We start from the raw sequence: 20,002 nt of genomic DNA, 5'->3' as shown, positions 1-20,002 counted from the left end.
AGGAAAATCAAGCAGGTCGTCCTGTCGTCTCACAGACGGTGCGATTGCGGCCCTGGGCCTTGGCCAGGTAGAGAAGCTCATCGGTCCTGCGCACGCACTCATCCAGACTGCTCACGCCGTCCAGTGAGCTGACGCCGATGCTGGCGGTGATGTATAGCTGGGAAGCGGCGTCATCCAGCATGGGGGTAGTGGCCATGAGCTTTTGCAGCCGCTCGGCGGCGCGCCGTGCTTCCGCCACGCTGGTCCTCGGCAGCATGACCACAAACTCCTCACCGCCCCAGCGGGCAAGCACATCGATCTGACGAAAGGCTTCCTGGCAGAGCTGGGTGAAGCGCACGATGACCTTGTCACCGGCCTGGTGGCCCAGGGTATCGTTGACCGTCTTGAAGTGATCCAGGTCGATCAGCATCAGTGCGCCAGTCGGCGAACCGCGCTGGATCAGCGCAGTCTCCTGATCGAGACGCTGCTCGAAGGCGCGACGATTGAGCAGCTCGGTGAGCGGGTCGGTGGTGGCGCGCTTGATCAACTCGCCCCGCGCCGTCTCGAGCTCGCGTATCAGCTCGGCTTGTTCACGGTGCGCCCGCATCAGCTCCATGTGTGCCATGACCTGATTGGCCAGGGCCTGAAGCGCGAATCGTTGGCGATCGGTCAGCTCGCGGGGCCGGTAGTCGAGGACGCACAGCGTACCCAGTGGGTAGCCGTCATGGCTCTGCAACTTTGCACCGGCATAGAAGCGTAGATAGGGCTTGCCGGTCACCAAGGGGTTGTTGGCGAGACGCGGGTCCAGTGTCGTGTCGGGCACGACGAACAGGCCCGGTTGCAGAATGGCATGCGCACAGATCGAGATATCCAGAGGGGTCTCGCGTACCCCGAGCCCCTTTTGGGACTTGAACCACTGTCGGTCTTGATCAATGAACGTGATGACAGCAACCGGCGCCTCGCAAATCAGCGAGGCCACCTCGACGATCTCGTCAAACGCCGCTTCCTCGGGGGTATCGAGGATCTGGTAGGCGGCCAGCGCCTCGAGGCGTAGCCTTTCGTAATTGGCGGCGTGGTGGTTACTCATCGGCGGGAAGACGCTCGGGTAGCGCGATCAGTTCGGCCAGGGGTAGCGGCCGAGAGAACAGGAAGCCTTGCAGCAGGTCGCAGTGGCGTCGGATCATGTCCTGCTGCTGTGCTTGGGTCTCGATACCTTCCGCGACTACGGCCATGTCCATGTGGTGGGCCATGGTGATCATGCCCTGCACGATGGCGGCGGTACTCTTGTCTTGCTGAGCTTTCTGCACGAAGCTGCGGTCGATCTTGAGTTTGTGGGTCGGCAGGTCACGCAGGTAGCTGAGGCTCGAGAATCCGGTGCCGAAGTCGTCCAACGCTACCCTTACGCCCATCGACTTGAGGGTCTCCATCAGCGCGATTACCGGCTCGGCGCCGTCCAGCAGCACGCTCTCGGTCACCTCCAGTTCGAGGCATTCCGGAGGCAGTCCGGAGCGCGCCAGGGCATCCTTGATGTCGTCGAGAAAGCCATCTCGCCAGAACTGCAGTGACGAGATGTTGACCGCCACCGGCAGTCTACTGCCCGTACTGGCGTGCATCTCGGCGATCTCGCGGCAGACCTGATGGAGCACCCAGCGCCCCAGCGGGATGATCTGACCGGTGCTTTCCGCCAAGGGAATGAAGTCCCCCGGGGAGATCAAACCTCGGGTCGGATGCTGCCATCTCACCAAGGCCTCCAGGCTGCATATACGGCCGCTCAGGGCATCGACGAGCGGCTGGTAGTGGACCTCGAACTGACCCTCGTGCAGCGCCGCATGCAGGTCGTGCCGCATCATCACGCTGGCCCGCGAATGTTCTGTGCGTTGACCTCGATACCACTGCCAGGTGTTGCGCCCCTGATGCTTGGCGAGATCCAGCGCCAGGTCGGCGCGCTGGATAAGCTCGTGGGAGTGCGTCAGCGCCGCACAGTCGCAGGCTATGCCGATGCTGGCGCTGAGCTGAATCAAATGCTCATCTATCTCCACCGGATGAGCGAGCCCCTTGAGGATACGCTCGGCCACCCGTGCCACCTGAGTAAGGCCGGGGTGGTTCTCCAGCAGGACAGCAAACTCGTCACCCTCCAGCCGCGCGACCGCGTTGCCGGTGCCCACCAGGGTCTCCAGCCGGCTGGCGACGATCGCCAACACCTGATTCCCGATAGGGTGCCCGAGACCGTCGTTGATGGCCTTGAAGCCATCCAGATCGAGATACATCAATGCCAGGGGTAGGGTTGGCCGCTGGCTGCGCTGAAACGCGCTCTCGAGCAGATCCGTAAACGCGCTGCGGTTGGGCAGGCCCGTCAGCAGGTCGTGACTGGCCTGGTAAGCGATACGCGCCTCCTGGTCCTTGTTCTTGGTGATGTCCTGCTGAATGCCGATGAAGTTGGTGCAGACGCCGCCGTCGTCGAACACCGGGCTGATCTCCAACTGGTTCCAGAACGGTGTGCCATCCTTGCGATGGTTGAGCAGGGTGACGCAGATCTCACGCTGCTCGCGTATGGCGACGCGGATCGCTTCGACGGCCGCCGGATCGGTCTCCGCGGCCTGCAGGAAACGGCAGTTGCTGCCTATGATTTCATCTTGGGAGTAGCCGGTGATCGTGGTGAAGGCCGGGTTGGCAAATACCACCGGCATGCTGGCATCACGGGCATCAGCCATGATGATACCGCTAGGGCTGGCATCTACGCCGCGCTTGAGCAGGCGCAGATCGTCGGTTTGTCGCTTCTGCTCGGTGATATCTCGACACAGAGCGTAGATGCCGACGATCTCGCTACCCAGCGTCACCGGGATATGGGTGATCTCGATCTGGCAGGCATGCCCGCGCGCATGGGTGATCTGCGCTTCGAAGGTCGCCGGGTGTCCGCGACAAGCGGCGTCGAATGTCTCCAGCGTCAGTGCGCGGCAGACCGGGTCGATGAAGGCATTGAAGTGCTGGCCGACCAGCGTCGCCTCAGGATGGCCGGTGAGCCGCTGCCATGCCGGATTGCAGCGCTGCAGGCGGCCCTGGAGGTCAAATTCACAAATGCCATCGGGGTGATTGACGACCAGCGAACGATGCCACTCAGCGATGGCGTCCGGCGTCTGGGGCGGCGGTGCATGGGCCGTGTTCCACTCGTGGATGACCCGCTTGGCCTCTAACGGAGGAAACTCGTCGTTCATCGGTCTTCCCTTTTCGGTGAGACCAGTTTCCCTGCAGGTTGTGTAGAGTCGCCGGTAAATTCGTCTAGTATGGGCTTGATAATGCCCTGCTACAACTGGCAACTCCCGCTATTGCACCAAAATATAGATAAATGCTAATCGACATTAGCAAATGTTAGCGACGTGTTATGGGTTGCTGGGAGTCTATGTCGCGATCACTTTATAAAACATCATGTTGTTAATCGAGATATGTGATAAAAATCATGAGGGTAATCCAGGACGCTTTCATCCATTCAAGTATATACGTACTGTCTGTGTTTCGATGAGGCACTCCCACACTGGGCATCAAACTTAGAGTCCAAGGCTCAAGATCCAGGTCGTTTGCACGTCAGCCTATTGCGCGATCCGCAACCCTGCCATTTTACGAGCCCTTTAACAACGCTGGAGCATTAACATGCAGTCAAGAATCACATTGCCCGCTATCGATTCCATAAGTGCGGAGCAGCGGGCCATCTACCAGTCGATTCTCGAGACGCGGGGCAATGTCGACGGTCCTTTCCTTGCCTGGTTGCACAGCCCCGGTCTGGCGGGGCCCGCCCAGCAGCTGGGCGCCTTCTGTCGCTATGCCACTCAGTTGACCACCGTCGAGAGCGAGCTGCTGATTCTGATGGTCGCCGCGCATTTCCAGTGTGTCGGCGAGCAGCAGATCCATGAGCCTATCGCGATTGAGGCGGGGCTCTCGAAAGAGGCGCTGGCGACGCTTCGACAGGGGGGCTGTGCCGACCTGACGCCACCGCGGCTCGCCATGCTGCAGACGTTGACGCGTCAGCTGCTCTCCGACAACCGTATCGATGATGTGACGTTCGAGGCGGCCCGGCAGGCCCTGGGCACTCGCACGTTGGTCGAGGTGGTGGGCATCATCGGCTACTATGCGCTGGTGGCCATGACGCTTAATGCCTTCGAGATGAGACTGCCACGTGCAGCGTCGGAGGAAACAAGATTATGAGGGTCTATCATCGGTGTTGATCCTCATCGTCCACGGGTTCTGCAAGTACCCGACGGTCGCCTTGTGCAGGGGGATTCGTGCTGCGCAGTCTGCTTTTCACGTGCTCTCCGAGGGTTAGCAGGAACGCCGTCAGGGGGACGGCGAGAATCATTCCGACGACACCCCCCAGCACCGTGCCCCAGAATAGAATCGAGGTCACGACCAGGACCGGGTGCAGGCCCGAGCGCTCGGCCATGATCTTGGGAGTGAGCAGCATCGTCTCCACTACCTGCGTGACAGCGATGACCGCCAGCACCAGAAGGACCAGCTGACCGCTCCCATCGGGTTGTAAGTAGGCGATGGGCACCACGCTGATAACGCCGATAATAAAACCCAGGTACGGCACAATATTCAGCAGTCCCAGGGCAAGACCGAAATAAATCGCGGCCTCGAGCCCGATTACTGTGAAGCCCACCGCCATCATCACTCCCATGATCAGAGCAACGGTGAGTTGGCCTCGGAAGAAGGCGGTTACGTAATCGACGAATATCTGACCTAAGTATATGACCTCATTCTGTCTATGCTGGGTAAATAAAAACAGCATGCTTTTGGCGTGCACCTTGATGTAGTGCCCGGACAGCAGCGCAAAGAAGAGATAAAGAGGCACGAAGCTCAGGCCGACCACGAAACTGATATAGGTCATGGCACGGTCAGCGGTTTCCTCGGCACCCGGGAGAATAGATTGAATCTCTATCTTGGCGAGGGCGTCCTCGACTATCGGTAGTGCTGTCGGGAACTGGGCTGATAGACTTTCATGTCCGCGCTCGACTATCTGCGGTACAGATTGAAGTAACTGGCTACCTTGATATATGGCCGTGGGCAGGACCAGCACCATCAGCGTGATGAATAGACCGACTAGGATCACAAACAGCAGTATGACGGCGCCAAGCCGGCGCAGGTGCAAAAATCGCTCGAGTAACTCGACGACCGGGAACAGGACGAGAGCCAGTACGCCGGCAATGGCCAAGGGGAAGACCAGGATATGCAGGGCGGCAGTGACTTGCCCGAGCACCCAGACGATGAACGCGATGGTACCCACCAGGATGACGCTGCTTAGGGCGACAACGGTGGCGCGTAGTAAGCGTTTCTCGGCAAGTGAAAAATGGATGTCTGTGCGTTTCTCGAGGCTCATGTCTCACCGAGGTGTTGAGGTCCAGGGGGCACAATGTGCCCCCTGGGCCCAAGCGTCAGATTAGTTGCGCTCATGCTCGGGTGCGTTCTTCAGCGTATCTTCATCAATGTCCACGTAAAACACTGATTCGTCATTTTCTATAGTGTGGTCCAACTGATCCCAGTTAAGGCTGACCTCTTGCCCGCCGAGCCCCAGGATGGTGCCCGTGGTGACCACGACCCCAACGATGCGACCATCTTCCCCAATGACCAGATCCTGAACTTCACCGATCTCATCGCCTGATCCGCGGTTTTTTACGTCCTTACCGATCATGTCATCGGCATATATTGCGCCAGCAGGCTTGCGGGTCATGAACTGCTCCCCGGCCTGGTGCCCATCGTCGTTCCTTTGATCAGCACGCTGCTCGTCGCCACGCTGTTGGTCATCGCGCTGCTCGGCATTTTCCCTCGTCTCATCGCTGTCTTGCGCAATGGCAACCGTACTCAGTGCAAAGGCCGGTACAATAGCGGCGGAAAGGAATAACATGGTTAGCTTTTTCATCGTCTAGTTCCTCTAATTCACGGCAGTCTGCCGGACCCTGTCGGGTCTATAGTGCAGTTCCCGTGTGCCGGGAGAGCTATTCGATACTGGGCAAAAATTGGTAATTCATCAGTGCGTTGGCGAACACAAATCTATTATTTTTAGGAACACTAGTGATGATGTTAATGCGCTTTGCAGTTTATTTTCATGCATTCAAGGCGTGCCGGCGCAAGGCTATTGTCTAACGCCCATACAGGATGTCGCCTACGTTAAGCAGCGCACAGACGCTTCCTCGACAGCCAGCTATATTGACAGTTGGTTAGCCTCTCTGCCAGTAACGGTCAGGGGTAGGTGCGTATAAGTTAGCAATATTTGGGAGATCGGCCATGAATAAGGACCAAGATAAATATAGTGCAGATGGCGGCAAGGATAAGCTTAGGCAAGCTGCCGATAAGACAGCCGACAGTGACAAGCCGTCGCCCACGGAAAAAGAAAAATCCGCAAAGGATGGAACCGTATTAGGGCAGATCAATGATGATGCCAAGAAGCAAAAGAAGTGAACGAGTCAACGGCTAAGCTGAAAAGCGAGTATGCCTCTGCCGCTGATATGCCGTCTGATGGTAAGCTAGTGAGTGTTTCCGGCATTATTGGTAATAGTGTCTTTAACGCGCAGCATGAAAAACTCGGAAGCATTCAGGATCTTATGCTCGATATGGCCGGTGGGAAAGTGCATTATGCCGTGCTGGCCTCGGACGGATTCATGGACATGGGTGATCATCTATTTTCAGTTCCATGGACGGCGCTGAAGCACAGCAAGGATGGTAAGCATTTCATGCTCGAATTCAGGAGATACAGGCTCGTTGGATGATCGTAATGCTGGTGGAACACTCATCAGTGCCTGCGCTCGTCGACACCAACCAGGCTGGAGCCGCCCTCGATCTCGTCCTGCGCGAGGACGCTGAATGACCCGTCCGTCTCCAGAATGACCGCGTGCACCTTGCCCAGCGAGAGGATACCCGCCGAGCGAATCGCTGCACGTATTTCGTCTTCGGTCACCCTTGCTTGCCTAAGGGCAGCTGGCAGAAACTCGCCACAGTAAAGCAGCATCATCGGATCTCCCGTCACCAGCCGCCGCACCCACCGACAACGTACGCTGGACCAAGTGACGACGAACTGAAGAGTGATGAGCAGCACGAAAGCCAATAACCCTTCTGCCAAGGCGACATCCTTTGCCAACAGGATGGTCGCAAGGGTTGAGCCGAGAGCGACGGTCACGACAAGATCGAAGGCGTTCATCTTTGAGAGTGTCCGCTTGCCCGAAACGCGAAGGAATACGACGAGCATCGCGTAAGCCAGCACCCCAACGATCAGGGTCCTGAGCAGGCTTTCCCATCCATCAAACAGCATTCGATGGTTCCTGACGATAGGCTGGCCGCCTCATGTTACGGGCGGATCGCTTTCGCGCGAAAAATGTCGATGGGCGGCGATGGCTTTGATGAACTCTGCCGCGATGTCGGCCGCGTCGGTGCTCTCCGCGAGCAGAATACCCGGGCCTTGTTGCATGGCTGATCCGATGCCGGCCATCTCCAGCAGCTCACGTCCGACGCCCAGGGCAAGCATCGTCTTGCAGTGTCTGAACTGATCTTTGATGAACGCTATGGTATCTCCATTACCTGCCAGCGCCTTTACCGCATCGCCGCCATCGGGTAGCACCAGCGCATCGAACAAGAATCCTGGAGAATTCTCCAGTGACTTGTTGGCTTCTATTTTCTCACCGGCATCGCTAGCGAACATGCCAACCCGTGGTCCCACGAAATGTACCACTGCCCCGGCATCGGTTAACGCACCATAGACGGCGGCCAGCGAGGCATGCAGGGCACCATCTTCAACCAATACGGCAATCTGCCGTGTACGAATACCGCATTCACCCGGCATTGCCGTCAGCGACAGCGCAGGGGACTCCGTCACCTCCGCCGGTTGGGGATCGGCGATGGCCTTGGGCATTGCCGCGGGCACCGCCAGGCCTAAGCCACTGGCGACGTCTGCAGCCAGTTCCGGTGACACGTTGACCAGCGAGGAGAGCATCCGCTCACGGATAGCGGGTATCCCTACCTTGCTTAGCTCGAAGCGAAAGGCGGCGGCGATATGCGCTTTCTCGACCTCCGTCTGACTGTTGAAGAACAGCGTGGCCTGAGCATAGTGCTCGGCGAACTTCTCGGGCTTTCCGCGGACCTTGTCTTCGGCACTGGCTGCGGGGAACGACACGAAACCAGCGGTGCCGGCCTGAAAGGGGCAGCCACCTGCCAATGAATTCGGCTCGTAGGCAACGCGGCCGCGATGCAGCGCCTGGCGGTGCATGCCATCGCGCTGGTTGTTCTGTACCGAGGCCAGCGGCGCATTGATCGGCAGCTCGTGGAAGTTTGGCCCACCCAGCCGTGTAATCTGAGTATCCACATAGGAGTGGATACGGCCGGCGAGCAGGGGGTCGTTGGAGAAGTCGATGCCAGGCACGATATGGGCGGTGCAGAACGCTACCTGCTCGGTTTCAGCAAAGAAGTTGTCAGGGTTGCGGTTGAGCACCATGCGCCCGACGGGCGTTACCGGCACCAGCTCTTCCGGTATGATCTTGGTCGAGTCCAGCACATCGAAACTGAAGCCGTCGGCCTGTTCCTCGGTGAATATCTGCAGCCCCAGCTCCCACTCCGGGAATTCGCCAGATTCGATGGCTTCCCACAGGTCGGCACGATGAAAATCGGGGTTGGCGCCGGAGATTTTCACTGCCTCGTCCCAGACCAGTGAATGGGTGCCCTGCAGCGGCGTCCAGTGGAACTTGCAGAACACGGATTCGCCCTGCTCATTGACCAAACGGAAGGTATGCACGCCAAAGCCCTGCATCATCCGATAGCTGCGCGGTATCCCGCGATCCGACATCACCCACATCAGCATGTGAGTGGACTCGGGCATCAGCGAGACGAAGTCCCAGAAGGTGTCGTGGGCCGACGCCGCCTGCGGCATGCCGTGATGGGGTTCCGGCTTGAGGGCGTGGACCAGGTCGGGAAACTTCATCGAGTCCTGGATGAAGAATACCGGAATGTTGTTGCCGACCAGGTCCCAGTTGCCTTCGTCGGTATAGAATTTCACTGCGAAACCGCGTGCATCACGCGCCGTGTCTTTCGAGCCGCGCTCGCCGGCCACGGTGGAGAAGCGCGCGAATACCGGCGTCACCCTGCCTTTTTCGGCGAATGGTGCTGCGCGGGTGTACTGGGTCAGGGCGTCATAAGCCTCGAAGTAGCCGTGCGCGGCCGAGCCGCGGGCGTGGACGATTCGCTCGGGGATGCGTTCGTGGTCAAAGTGGGTGATCTTTTCCCGCAGAATGAAATCTTCGAGTAACGATGGCCCACGCAGCCCGGCTTTCAAGCTGTTCTGGTTATCGCCGATGGGTACGCCTTGATTGGTCGTCAAGGCTCGATCGCTTGGGTCGACCCGGACCCGGTCGAGCGATTCGATGGTGGCGTTGCTGCCGAGCTGCGCTGCGCCCCCGGTTTTCTCCGTCGCGTTTTTTTCCGTCGCAGTACTCGCGGTCAGCGTGCTGGAACCTGGCTCTACCGTTTTTCCGGCCGGTGGTGACAAGGCGTTGTCGTGACCGTGCTCTAGCGCCTTGTTGGGGTTATGGGGCAGAGCGGCGACGAAGTCGTCGCTGGCGCTGGCATGTTCCGCAACGATGTCGTTGGTTCTCAGCACGCCGTCACCGCCTTGGGGCGCGCAGCCGTCCGCATCGCGCTTGCCTTTGCCTCGCGAGGAGCCCTCTGGTCTTTTGTCGATAGCCACGGTTATTCTCCGGGAAGTGGGGAATGGGGAGCCGCTTGAGCCGCTGATGCACATCGATTGTCACGTCACTTAAAAGAAGCGTCCGTGCGATAGCGAACGCTTGCGCGATACCTAACCTTCCAAAGCTCTCAGAGCGGCTTTTCACTTAGTGGGGCGACACGTCGTGATTTTTTCCGCCTGGCTTAGGGCGGCGCCGTTGATCTGCGGCTCGTATCACCGAAACGTTGGACGGCTGTCAGTCGAACCGTAGCTGCTGGGAATGTCCGCACGGCGTTTGTTAGCGCACAGACCGTGTCTAGATACTTTGGAAAGCTCAGTTGATGGGCTCTTTTGTTGCCAGTGAGTCTAAAATTCATCTAGAGCGTGCATTCGACTGAATGCTCAGGAGTGTGTAATGACATCATCGAATCGAGGCCACGATCTCGACAACGCGGGCGGCATAGGCGATGAGGCCGATAACGAATCACCGACTCAGAAGATCGAAGAAGTCGCCCGAGAAGCGAAGCGCGAAGCAGGCGACGAAGCACGAGAGAAGGCCCAAGCGGGGCAGCACCGGCTCGCAGATGAGGCAGATGCTTTGTCGGATGCCATTGATGCAGCGGCTTCGAGTCTCGACGACAAAGACCGTGATGGCTTGGCGCGCTTTGCGCGTGAGTTGAGCAGCAACCTAGCCAACGCAGCAGGACAGCTCGAAAGCCGTAGCGTCGATGAACTGGCTAACGACGCCAAGCGGCTGGCGCGAGATAATCCCGCGCTGTATATGCTCGGAAGCATTGCAGTCGGATTCGGCTTGTCGCGGTTCTTCAAGGCGAGTGCCGAGCGCGACCACGATGATGACGACATCAGCGGCAACGACGACACTTCCCAAGATGAATACGCATACAGCACCCAGGCATACCGTAGCGACAGCATCTCTCAGGATGACGCTTCGATCAGTACGCCGGGGCAACGGCGTATGCATGACAAGCCGGCGATGGACAGTACATCGACTGTCTCGCGCAGTGGTGATGAGAGGGACGTCCTATGAATCAGGAACACAAAACGGCGCACGGTGCCCCGGCGAGCCGCAACAACGGTACTGAATCGATTGCCGATCTGATCCGCAACCTATCGACGGACGTATCCACGTTGGTCGGCAAAGAGATCTCGCTGGCGAAATCTGAAGCTCGGGAATCCGTCTCGGAAGTGAAAAAAGCAGTTGGTGCGATTGCCACGGGCGCAGCCATCGCTATGGCGGGGATCGTCGTCCTGCTTATCAGCGCGGTACACGGGCTCAGCAACGTCCTGGATCCATGGCTCGCAGCGTTGATCGTCGGCGCGGCAGCGCTCCTGGTCGGCTTCCTGATGGTCAGCTCGGCCAAGAAAAAAATCAGTGCCAACGCGATGGTGCCGGATCGCACGCTGGCGTCCACGAACAAAGATAAAGAAACATTGAAGAGGTCAATCCGATGAGCAACGCTACCGATAACTACAGCGATGATCTCCGCCATGGTGACGATCAACATGACGGAACGAAAAGCCCGGAGCAGCTGGAGCGTGAGGTCGATCAGGCGCGCGCCCGTCTCGGCAGAACAGCGAGCGAGCTGTCTGATCGGCTGTCTCCCGGCGAACTCATCGACCAGGCGCTCGGCATGGCACGTGAACACGGCGGGGAGTTTGGCCGCAACCTGGGCGCCCAGGTAAAAAATCATCCGATGCCGTTGATCCTCACCAGTGTTGGCATCTCGTGGATGATAATGTCCTCCGGCAATACTGGTATGCCGCCTTCACATGACAAAGGCGCGACGAGTACAGACAAGGAAGGGCATAGCTTCAAGGCCACTCTTGGTGATACCGCCGCCAAATCACAGGACAAGGCAGCCGCAGCGAGCGATCGTATACATGATGCAACTGCGAATGTTAACGAATCGATGCAGAATGCTCGGGAATGTCTTGTGCAGTTCTATCGCGACCAACCGCTGATCGCGGGCAGCCTTGGCATCGCCATTGGCGCCGCCCTGGGCGCTCTGGTGCCGCCGACCGAGACCGAGGACAACATGCTCGGCGAAGCGAGGGATCGCAGCGTCGATGCCGCGAAGTCCAACGCCGCCAGCAAGTACCATGAGGTTCGGGAATCGGTGCGGTCAGAATAAGCCTTATCCTAACAATGGTTCGGTGTTCTTTGGGGGCCTATCTGCTTGATAATGGGCGCTTTCTCCATGCGGCACCGCTGAATAGGACGTTGGGCTCAGTGTTGCTGCACAGCGTTTTTGCCTGGATCAAATTGCCCCGATTGCGGGGCTTTCGTTTCAATTCGTAATCAGGCCGTCTATATTGAAGGTGGTGGGTTAGTTGGAGTGACCTGCGTTCGGTTGCTCCATTTCCTGTTAACGACACCGACTAAATGCCTAGTTAACCTAGTACAGTTTTACTGTTGTAGCAGTCAGAGTGGGTTAGACGGCGAGGAGAACATCGAATGTCGATAGCATCAGAAAAGCAATTGCCCGAAGCCGTAGCGGCCTGGCGTGATCCCGAATTGGATTCGGTGAAAGGCACCGAGACTCCCAAGGATCCAAACAAAGGCTATATCGCCCTGCTTGGCTGGAGCGTTAATGCGATAAAGGCCGCACAGAAATTTGATCGCCGCTACGTCGTTGTTGCCCCCGACTGGGCTGAGGATTTCTGTACTGCAAACAAGATACCTTATATCAAGTGGGACTTTATTCGTTTGAATGATCGCTCCCTGGAGATTGCTGAAATTCTCAAGGCAGAAGGCGTCGATGTAGCCATTCCGCTTTTCGAGGAAACCGTCGAGTGGTCGGGTGCGATCAACTCGGTCCTGCTTGATAGCCCTCGCATGTACGGGCAGTCGATTCTATTCCGCGACAAGGCTTTGATGAAGCGGCGTGCCCAGCTAGGCGGTATTCGCGTCGGGATTTTCGAAGAGGCGCATGAAAAAGAAGACATTATTCGTTTCATGAAACGTGTCAACCAGACGCTGCTCAAGCTCGACGGTGACCCGGACGACCCGATTCACGTCAAGGCATTCGACAAGGCGGGCTGCCTCGGCCACCGGATGATCCGCAAGATCGAAGAAATCGAAAATATACCAGACGAAGAATATCCTCTGCTGATGGAAAGCCACCTGAGCGGCTGGGAGTTTGCCGTCGAGGCTTGGATACATGATGGTAAAATACAGTTTCTGAATATTTCAGAATACGTCACTCTGGGCTATTCAGTATTCGTACCCGCTACCGAAGAGCTCGAAAGCTGGCGCAACGCGATCACCAAGCAGATCGAGTTGCTGATCAAAACCTTCGACATTAAGTTCGGCTTGATTCACCCCGAATACTTCGTTACTGCAGACGGCGAGATGTACTTTGGGGAAGTCGCTTATCGCCCACCTGGCTTCAAGGCTTTCGAGTTGATCGAGAAAGCCTACGGATTCAACGCCTACCAGGCGTCAATGCTGGTGTTCGATCCGAAGAGTACCAAAGAAGAAGTGGCCGCATTCTTCCCCCGCGAAGTGGTCGATGCGAAGGGCTACGCAGGTTGCTTCGGTGTCTATCCGCGGCGTCGCGTCGTCAGCAAGTTGGAAATGCCCTCGGAGTGCGTTGACCACCCCTATTTCGAGTCACACGAATTGGTTGCCCCGACAGAAGAGACGGTGCCCGACCGCTCGGCCTTCGGCACCCATTGGGGACTGGTCTTCTTCTTCGGTGACGACCCCATCAAGATGCGGGACCTGCTGAAAGCCCAGGAGGAGCTGGACTTCTACGTATAGACGTCCGCCGCCGTTGTTCAGCGTAGCGGGCATGACGTCCATGGTTCTGGTCATTGGGACCCCAGAATCATGGGCTGCCCTGACGCTGTGTGTTCGAGAACCGACGTTTGCGCTGCACCGATCCACCGAGCGCACGGGGCGCGTTTGAAAGGTGTGCTAGCGGGGCAGTGGATGCGCGCCAGGTACAGCGGGGCTCGGCTACTGCTTGCGGTTCACGTCATAGACACAGCGTCCAGCCACGTAGGTCTGCTGCGGATGAAGTTCGCTGTCGAGTAGTGTCACATCGGCGTCGAAGCCACTCGCCAGGCGGCCCTTGCTGGCGTCCAACCCAAGTACCCGTGCCACGTTGGTAGAAATCAGGCACAAGGCCGTGGCGAGAGGCAGTACCTCCTCGCGAACGAGGCGCTGCCAATCCGCAATCAGCGCCGTGTTCCTGGCGACCTTCATTCCCAGGTAAGCCCCCTTGGCATCGAATTCCGGTAGGCTGCCATTGCAGTCGGAGCTCATGGTGATCTGCTCTGGCGGTACACCCCGTTCCAGCAGGCGAGACACCGCAGCAAATCCGGATAGGCCGTCGCCAGCGTCTTCAAAGGCGGTGACGTCGACGCTTGCGCCGAACGCCAGCGCATAGTCTGCGGCTTCCTCGAGCAGGGCAGGGTGGCGGTTCACATGGGTGGGAATGATCTGGTCGGCGGGAATCTCGGTCTCGCAGAGTAGCCTGCGCAGGGGCTCGAGCCCGCGCTTGCCGTCACCAATATGGAAATGACAGATGCCCCGCTTGCCAGCCAGCATGCCGCCAACCCGTGCATCACTGACGATGCGCTCTATTTCATCCTGGCGCGGCTGGCTCGAGCGGTGGTCGGAAATGGCGATTTCGCCCAGTCCAATGACCTCAGGAATCCAGGCCAGGTCGCGCTGAATGTCGCCGGTCAGCGTCGGCGGGGGGACACGATAGGCGCCGGTATACATGAAGGCCGATATGCCTTCGGCACCCAGACCGCGGACCTTGGCCAGCAGGTCTGCCGGGGAGCGGCTGATGGCATCGGTGCCAAGCACACCTACCACCGTGCCAATGCCCACTGCGGCGATGTCGTGCGCCGTGATCTCCGGACAGCGGGTACCGCAACCGCCTTCGCCCCCGCCTCCGGTGACGTGCACATGCTGATCGATAAAGGCGGGAACGGCAGTCAGCTCACGGGCTTCCACCACCCTGACGGGCCAGCCCTTGGGAACGTCGAGGTCGTTGCCCAAGGCGACGATGATGCCTCCCGCCATGAGCATGTCGGTCGCCTCGAGGCGTTCGGGGGCAAAAATGGCTCCGACGCGCAATAGCGTCATGAGCGGGGGCTGCCGTGCGCCGATGGTCATAGTGACTCGCTGGCTGAGATGTCGTTTGAGGGCAGAAAACGCCGCGCCCGCAGGCGCTCGATGGCGGTATTGATGTCATCGATCAGTAGCACCAGCAGATCCCCCTCTCCCGCCTCATCAAACGCCCTGTCGACGGCATGACGCTCCTCCAGCACCACCTCGACGTGGCAGCTGCCGGGGGCCGACTCCGCACCCGCGCGCAGCAGGCTGGCGACTTCGCCGCCGGGGCGGCCGCGCGGGTCGGTTTCACACAGCAAGACGATGTCATGCATGCTGGCCAACTGTGCCCCCATGCTATGCAGGTCCTCGTCGCGGCGGTTACCCGGCGCGCTGGCCACGCAGATGCGCCGCTGCGCGGGGATGCGCCCCACCAGCTCGCTCAGGGCTTCGAGTGCCGGCACGTTGTGGCCGTAGTCGATCAGCACCTTTATGTCGCCGGCGTCGATGAAATTGGTGCGTCCCGGGTTCTGCCCCGGCGTCGGGTGGAAGGTCTGCAGGCCCAACTGGATATCCGCAATATTGAGCCCCAGCGCATAGGCCGCGGCGCTGGCCGCCAGAGCATTGGCAATATTGAAGCGGGCATGGCCGTCGAAGGTAATAGGGGTATCCAGCACCGAAATGATGCTGGCTTCGACATTGCCCTGGCGCATCACGATGCACTCGTTGTGGACCGTAAAGGCGACCCCATGCGCCTGGACATGCTGACTTACGGGCTCGGAGTCCGGGTCCAGGGTAAAGTAGATTACCTTGCCTCGGGCCCATTCCCTGCTCGCCAGTACCCGCGGATCATCGGCATTGAGCACGGCCGTCCCTTGTGGGCGGACCGCATCAATCACCACGCTCTTGCAGCGTGCCAGCTCGTCCAGGGTATGGATGTCGTTTTCCCCCAGGTGGTCGCTGGCGATGTTGAGTAGGACGCCCACCTGGCACTCATCGAATCCCAGTCCGCGACGCATGATGCCGCCCCGCGCGACTTCCAGCACGGCATACTCGACGGTGGGCTCGCGGAGGACGGTCGCGGCAGCCTGCGGCCCGCTGTAGTCTCCCCGCATGACGGCATGGTTGTCGATCTCGATGGCCCCGGTGCAGGCCGTGCCGACACTACGTCCTGCCTGGCGGAGCAGGTGCGAGATCAGGCGCACCGTGGTGGTTTTGCCATTGGTGCCGGTGACCGCGACGATGGGTATCCGTCCGCTGTCCTCGCTGTCCGGAAACAGCATCTCGACGACGTGATGACCGATATCCTGGCCGCTGCCATGGGTCGGGGAAAGATGCATGCGAAACCCCGGGCCGGCGTTGACTTCGACCACCGCGGCAGACTGCTCCTCCAGGGGCACCGTCAGCGTCTCGGCGAGCAGGTCGATGCCGATGATGTCGAGGCCGATCAGGCGGGCGATACGCTCGGCGGTGTACGTCACGTCTGGATGCAGATCCGCGGTGACATCCGTCGCTGTGCCCCCGGTGCTCAGGTTCGCCGTGGACTTCAGATAGATGACCTCGTCCTTGGCAATGATGCTCGCCAGGGTCAGGCCCTGCTGGGCGATCAGCCGATGCGACTGCTCGTCCAGATGAATCCGCGTCAGCAGGTTCTCATGACCGATGCCGCGACGCGGGTCCTGGTTTTCCCTATCTATCAGCGCCTGCAGCGTCGCCTTACCGTCGCCGACCACGTGTGCCGGGCGTCGCCTGGCGGCGGCCACCAGCTTGCCATTGATCACCAGCAGTCGATGGTCCTCGCCACTGACGAAGCGCTCGACCACCACCGATGCGTTTTGCAGCGAGGCGATGTGAAACGCCTCTCGCAACGCCGCTTCGTCAGCGATGTTGGTGGTGATGCCGCGGCCGTGATTACCCACCAGCGGCTTGGCGACAACCGGATAGCCGATATCGAGAGCGGCCTCGAGGGCTTCATCGATGGTGTGGCACGTATGGCCGTGCGGTACGGGAATCCCGGCCTCGCCGAGCACCTGTTTGGTCCAGTACTTGTCGTCGGCGATGCCGTGGCTGATCAGGCTGGTGCGGCATGTCACCGTCGCCTGTATCCGCTGCTGGCGGCAGCCGTGGCCCAGCTGGATATAGCTGCTGTTCTGGTCGAGTCGCGTAAAGGGAATGCCGCGGCGCACCGCGGCGTCCACGATCGATGCCGTGGACGGCCCCAGCATATGCGCGTCGCGCACCTGTTTCAGGCGGCTGACGATGGAGGAGATATCGATCTCGTCGCCACTGAAGAGCCTGGCGACGATGTCGACGGCCTCCACGCCGGCCGCGAGACCGCAGGCCTCGTCCCGGTAGCGATAGACGACGTTGTAGACGCCGGTTTCGTAGGAGTCCACCGTCTTGCCGTAGCCCACTGAAAAGCCGATCAGGTTCTGTAGCTCGATCGCCACATGCTCGACCACGTGCCCGGCCCAGGTGCCCCGCTCGAGGCGTTCCAGAAAGCCGCCGGCTCTCCCCACCGAGCAGCGGTGTTCGTATAGGGTCGGCAGCAGTTCTGTGACCCGTGCAGTGATGCCGGGGACCGTATCGCTGGGCCGCTCTTCGAGCTCGCCAATGTCCAGCCGCATGAAGATTGCCGGATAGCGGCTGTAGTAATTCGGACCACGCAGAGCGCGATGATCAAGTATGTTCATTCCCATGGCTCCCTGCCAGGATGGCGTCGAGTTCGTCGGCGACGAGATAGCGCCGAGCATCGACATCGTAGCCATGGCCACTGACCATGGCGTGCAAGATCATGTTTTCGATGGCTACCGGCTCGTCCATGGCCAGCTCCGCTATATTGGAACTCGCCAGGTCCCGGCTATCGATGATGATGACGTGGCCGGGCCCGATCGTTTCCAGGATGCGGTTGGGATGGATGATGACGGCGGCATCCTCACCAATGCCGACACCCAGCTGTTCCGGGTTGCTGGCCCCCACCTGCATCAGGCGCGTGAACCGGCCTCGCTCGAGAAAGTGGCTGTCGATGATCATCCCGCGCACGAAGTCCAGGCCGAAGGTCATGTTGACGCCACCCTTGCGCAGGGCGTCTGACGCCGCACCGTTGTAGATCATGGTGCTCGGCATGGCCGCGGCACCGGCACTGGTCCCCGCGACCACTGCGCCAGCCCGCAAGCGTTCGCGAATAGCGCGAAGTGCGGGAGAGCCGCCAAATACGGTGGTCAGGCGCAGCTGATCGCCGCCGGTGAAGAAAATCACGCCACTACGTTGAATGAGCTGGACATTATCGGCATCCGCGGCCTGCTGGCGATCTTGAATGTCCAGCGCATGGACCCGGCTTGCGCCCAGGCGAGAGAAGGCAGCTTCGTAGCTGGGCAAGAGTTCTTCAGGAATGCTGCTGGCCGTGGCAATGATAGCGACTTCATCGCTCTCTTCAGGCGCAAGCTCGAAAACCCGCCGCAGGATGGCGAGTTCTGAGGTCTTGTCCTCAGCACCGCCAATGGCCACGATGTGGCCGGAGACGTTGGGGGGGTGTGACGCCATATCCCATTCGCCGCCCAGCGACGCTTTTGAGGAACACTGAGAATTACCGATATCGGTAATGTCGTATTATTTAATGTATTAACTCATCTCTTTACTTATAACAGCTGAACACCACCCTGGCCAGTTTAATAATGTGCCATTGGTATGACTGAATCCCTCATCTGCTATATTAGATTTCTGATCTCTGGTGTTTTTACCCTGCGCAGTAATGATAAGCCGCTATGCTTCGATCATGGGCCTTGCCTGGGGCTGGCCGAGCGTCGGCGCAGGCAATGCTATTTCCTACCGGCTAACCGCTGTGCTTGAGCGGTAAGTGCAGTGGAAGCCGAGCTTGTCAAGGAGTCGGGCATGAGCGATCGGAATATTTTTGTCGTCGGATTGGATGAACACAATCGCGAGCGTCTCGCGCACCTACGTGGAGCTGAGAATTATCGTTTTCATGGCGTGATCGAGCCTGCCGAGGTCAATGATACGGAAATCTTCCCTATCGAAGATATGCTGTCCCGGGCCGAAAGCCAGCTGAAGGCGTTTGGTGAGCCGATAGATGCTATCGTTGGCTACATGGATTTTCCCGTCTCGACCATGCTGCCGTTGCTCTGCGAGCGGCTTGGTACGCGCTCTACGAGCCTCGAGAGCCTATTGAAATGCGAACATAAGTATTGGAGCCGGCTCGTTCAGCGCGAGGTGATTGCCGACTACATCCCTCGCTTTACCGCCTTTGATCCCTTCGATAGCCAGGCTCTGCAGCATATAGGGGAAGCGGGGCTGTACTTTCCGTTCTTCGTCAAGCCCATCAAATCATCGGGGTCGAGGCTGGGGTTTCGCATCGAAAGCCCAGAGGACTTCGCCCATGCGGTTGAGCGTCTATGTGAAGGTATCGGCACGATTTCGGAACCATTCAATTACGTGCTGGATCACGCAAAATTGCCTGACGATGTGCGCGCGGTGGATGGTGGGAACTGCATGGCTGAAGAGATAATTGGTGGTTGGCAATGTACGGTAGAGGGCTATGTTTTTCAGGGAGAGGTTGTGCCCTATGGCATTGTCGACTCGATACGCTATCCACAGGTACTGAGTTTCTTTTATTATCGATACCCGTCACTGCTTCCCTCATCGATTCAGGCGAAGATGCAAGAGCTGACTCGTCAGATAATGGGGCATATAGGCTACAATGACGCTGCGTTCAATATCGAATATTTCTGGGATGAAGTGCAGGATCGCATCTGGCTGCTGGAAATCAATACCCGTGTTGCACAGTCGCATTGCGATCTGTTCGAAAAGGTTGATGGGGTCAGCCATCAGCAGGTCACGGTGGATCTGGCCCTGGGTCAGTTGCCGGATATGCCTTACCGACAGGGGGCATTCAAGGTCGCGGCGAAGTTCTTCTATCGCGTGTTCTTCGTCGACGCCACTGTCAGCCAAGTGCCCAGTGATGCGGAGATAGAGGCACTTCAGCAAGCGTTCCCTGGTACTATGATCACGCTACAGGTCGAGGTCGGTATGCGTTTGTCATCCCTGCCTGAGCAAGACAGCTACAGTTATGCCCTGGCCTACGTGTGGATGGGCGCAGATGACGATGTGGCGCTGGAAGAGCGCTATGCGCGGCTTGCCGAGCAGCTACATTTTGCGTTTGAGGACATCGTCGGTTGACATGCTCTCGTCGCCGGGATGAATCGCAACAACACCAGATACGTCAA

The 20,002-nt window shown here is 58.9% G+C and carries 16 protein-coding genes; 7 read left to right on the top strand and 9 right to left on the bottom strand.

The window, feature by feature from the left end; genetic code table 11:
• Positions 1–7: 7 nt before the first annotated feature.
• Positions 8–1,066, bottom strand: coding sequence for a GGDEF domain-containing protein (locus BWR19_13755; GenBank protein APX93916.1), 1,059 nt, complete (start codon positions 1,064–1,066; stop codon positions 8–10).
• The gene (locus tag BWR19_13750; protein APX93915.1) at positions 1,059–3,191 is read right to left on the bottom strand and encodes a diguanylate cyclase; all 2,133 of its coding nucleotides are present in this window, start codon (positions 3,189–3,191) and stop codon (positions 1,059–1,061) included. Before BWR19_13750 ends, BWR19_13755 begins: the two co-directional genes overlap by 8 nt.
• A gap of 433 nt (positions 3,192–3,624) precedes the next feature.
• On the opposite strand from BWR19_13750, the gene BWR19_13745 reads away from it, so the two are divergent.
• Positions 3,625–4,176 carry a hypothetical protein gene (locus BWR19_13745; protein APX93914.1) on the top strand — a complete coding sequence of 184 codons (552 nt, stop codon included), beginning with the start codon at positions 3,625–3,627 and terminating at the stop codon, positions 4,174–4,176.
• Between the two features lie 7 nt (positions 4,177–4,183).
• On the opposite strand, the gene BWR19_13740 is transcribed toward BWR19_13745, so the two are convergent.
• Positions 4,184–5,347, bottom strand: a complete 1,164-nt coding sequence (locus tag BWR19_13740) for a hypothetical protein (GenBank protein ID APX93913.1) — start codon at positions 5,345–5,347, stop codon at positions 4,184–4,186.
• A gap of 60 nt (positions 5,348–5,407) precedes the next feature.
• Positions 5,408–5,887, bottom strand: a complete 480-nt coding sequence (locus BWR19_13735) for a hypothetical protein (GenBank protein APX93912.1) — start codon at positions 5,885–5,887, stop codon at positions 5,408–5,410.
• Between the two features lie 535 nt (positions 5,888–6,422).
• Between BWR19_13735 and BWR19_13730 the strand changes: the two genes are divergently transcribed.
• Entirely contained in the window at positions 6,423–6,734 is a 312-nt protein-coding gene (locus tag BWR19_13730; GenBank protein APX93911.1) for a hypothetical protein, read from the top strand.
• 23 nt (positions 6,735–6,757) lie between these two features.
• Here the strand turns inward: BWR19_13730 and BWR19_13725 are convergent, their stop codons facing one another.
• Positions 6,758–7,273, bottom strand: a complete 516-nt coding sequence (locus tag BWR19_13725) for a hypothetical protein (protein APX93910.1) — start codon at positions 7,271–7,273, stop codon at positions 6,758–6,760.
• A 30-nt stretch (positions 7,274–7,303) separates the two neighbouring features.
• Entirely contained in the window at positions 7,304–9,451 is a 2,148-nt protein-coding gene (locus tag BWR19_13720; protein ID APX95033.1) for a catalase HPII, read from the bottom strand.
• Between the two features lie 637 nt (positions 9,452–10,088).
• On the opposite strand from BWR19_13720, the gene BWR19_13715 reads away from it, so the two are divergent.
• The 4 genes from BWR19_13715 to BWR19_13700 all read left to right on the top strand — a co-directional run bounded on the left by BWR19_13715 (position 10,089) and on the right by BWR19_13700 (position 13,457).
• The gene (locus BWR19_13715) at positions 10,089–10,721 is read left to right on the top strand and encodes a hypothetical protein (GenBank protein ID APX93909.1); all 633 of its coding nucleotides are present in this window, start codon (positions 10,089–10,091) and stop codon (positions 10,719–10,721) included.
• Positions 10,718–11,146 (top strand): hypothetical protein, encoded by a 429-nt coding sequence (locus BWR19_13710; protein ID APX93908.1) that lies wholly within the window; start codon positions 10,718–10,720, stop codon positions 11,144–11,146. The genes BWR19_13715 and BWR19_13710 overlap by 4 nt, the downstream gene beginning before the upstream one ends.
• Positions 11,143–11,826, top strand: a complete 684-nt coding sequence (locus tag BWR19_13705; GenBank protein ID APX93907.1) for a hypothetical protein — start codon at positions 11,143–11,145, stop codon at positions 11,824–11,826. The genes BWR19_13710 and BWR19_13705 overlap by 4 nt, the downstream gene beginning before the upstream one ends.
• A gap of 323 nt (positions 11,827–12,149) precedes the next feature.
• The gene (locus BWR19_13700) at positions 12,150–13,457 is read left to right on the top strand and encodes a carboxylate--amine ligase (protein ID APX93906.1); all 1,308 of its coding nucleotides are present in this window, start codon (positions 12,150–12,152) and stop codon (positions 13,455–13,457) included.
• A gap of 198 nt (positions 13,458–13,655) precedes the next feature.
• Here BWR19_13700 and BWR19_13695 read toward each other — a convergent pair whose 3' ends face one another.
• From BWR19_13695 to BWR19_13685, 3 genes are read right to left on the bottom strand one after another with little or no spacing between them, the layout of a single operon-like run.
• Positions 13,656–14,825: a beta-aspartyl-peptidase gene (locus BWR19_13695; GenBank protein APX93905.1), complete on the bottom strand. Its 1,170-nt coding sequence runs from the start codon at positions 14,823–14,825 to the stop codon at positions 13,656–13,658.
• On the bottom strand, positions 14,822–17,455 hold the full coding sequence (locus BWR19_13690; protein ID APX93904.1) for a cyanophycin synthetase: 2,634 nt from the start codon (positions 17,453–17,455) through the stop codon (positions 14,822–14,824). Before BWR19_13690 ends, BWR19_13695 begins: the two co-directional genes overlap by 4 nt.
• Positions 17,442–18,305 carry a cyanophycinase gene (locus tag BWR19_13685; GenBank protein ID APX93903.1) on the bottom strand — a complete coding sequence of 288 codons (864 nt, stop codon included), beginning with the start codon at positions 18,303–18,305 and terminating at the stop codon, positions 17,442–17,444. Before BWR19_13685 ends, BWR19_13690 begins: the two co-directional genes overlap by 14 nt.
• A 348-nt stretch (positions 18,306–18,653) precedes the next feature.
• On the opposite strand from BWR19_13685, the gene BWR19_13680 reads away from it, so the two are divergent.
• A complete protein-coding gene (locus tag BWR19_13680) occupies positions 18,654–19,955 on the top strand; it encodes a D-alanine--D-alanine ligase (GenBank protein ID APX93902.1) in 1,302 nt (433 codons plus the stop codon).
• Positions 19,956–20,002: the final 47 nt, after the last annotated feature.

The sequence above is a fragment of the Halomonas sp. 1513 genome, assembly GCA_001971685.1.
In the GTDB taxonomy this organism is placed as follows: domain Bacteria; phylum Pseudomonadota; class Gammaproteobacteria; order Pseudomonadales; family Halomonadaceae; genus Franzmannia.
This window is presented reverse-complemented; position numbering and strand designations above follow the sequence as displayed.

Excerpts from the sequence above, each read along its gene's own strand:
- BWR19_13755 (APX93916.1), bottom strand. The coding sequence starts at position 1,066 with ATGAGTAACCACCACGCCGCCAATTACGAAAGGCTACGCCTCGAGGCG.
- BWR19_13750 (APX93915.1), bottom strand. The coding sequence starts at position 3,191 with ATGAACGACGAGTTTCCTCCGTTAGAGGCCAAGCGGGTCATCCACGAG.
- BWR19_13745 (APX93914.1), top strand. The coding sequence starts at position 3,625 with ATGCAGTCAAGAATCACATTGCCCGCTATCGATTCCATAAGTGCGGAG.
- BWR19_13740 (APX93913.1), bottom strand. The coding sequence starts at position 5,347 with ATGAGCCTCGAGAAACGCACAGACATCCATTTTTCACTTGCCGAGAAA.
- BWR19_13735 (APX93912.1), bottom strand. The coding sequence starts at position 5,887 with ATGAAAAAGCTAACCATGTTATTCCTTTCCGCCGCTATTGTACCGGCC.
- BWR19_13725 (APX93910.1), bottom strand. The coding sequence starts at position 7,273 with ATGCTGTTTGATGGATGGGAAAGCCTGCTCAGGACCCTGATCGTTGGG.
- BWR19_13715 (APX93909.1), top strand. The coding sequence starts at position 10,089 with ATGACATCATCGAATCGAGGCCACGATCTCGACAACGCGGGCGGCATA.
- BWR19_13710 (APX93908.1), top strand. The coding sequence starts at position 10,718 with ATGAATCAGGAACACAAAACGGCGCACGGTGCCCCGGCGAGCCGCAAC.
- BWR19_13705 (APX93907.1), top strand. The coding sequence starts at position 11,143 with ATGAGCAACGCTACCGATAACTACAGCGATGATCTCCGCCATGGTGAC.
- BWR19_13700 (APX93906.1), top strand. The coding sequence starts at position 12,150 with ATGTCGATAGCATCAGAAAAGCAATTGCCCGAAGCCGTAGCGGCCTGG.
- BWR19_13695 (APX93905.1), bottom strand. The coding sequence starts at position 14,825 with ATGACCATCGGCGCACGGCAGCCCCCGCTCATGACGCTATTGCGCGTC.
- BWR19_13690 (APX93904.1), bottom strand. The coding sequence starts at position 17,455 with ATGAACATACTTGATCATCGCGCTCTGCGTGGTCCGAATTACTACAGC.
- BWR19_13685 (APX93903.1), bottom strand. The coding sequence starts at position 18,305 with ATGGCGTCACACCCCCCCAACGTCTCCGGCCACATCGTGGCCATTGGC.
- BWR19_13680 (APX93902.1), top strand. The coding sequence starts at position 18,654 with ATGAGCGATCGGAATATTTTTGTCGTCGGATTGGATGAACACAATCGC.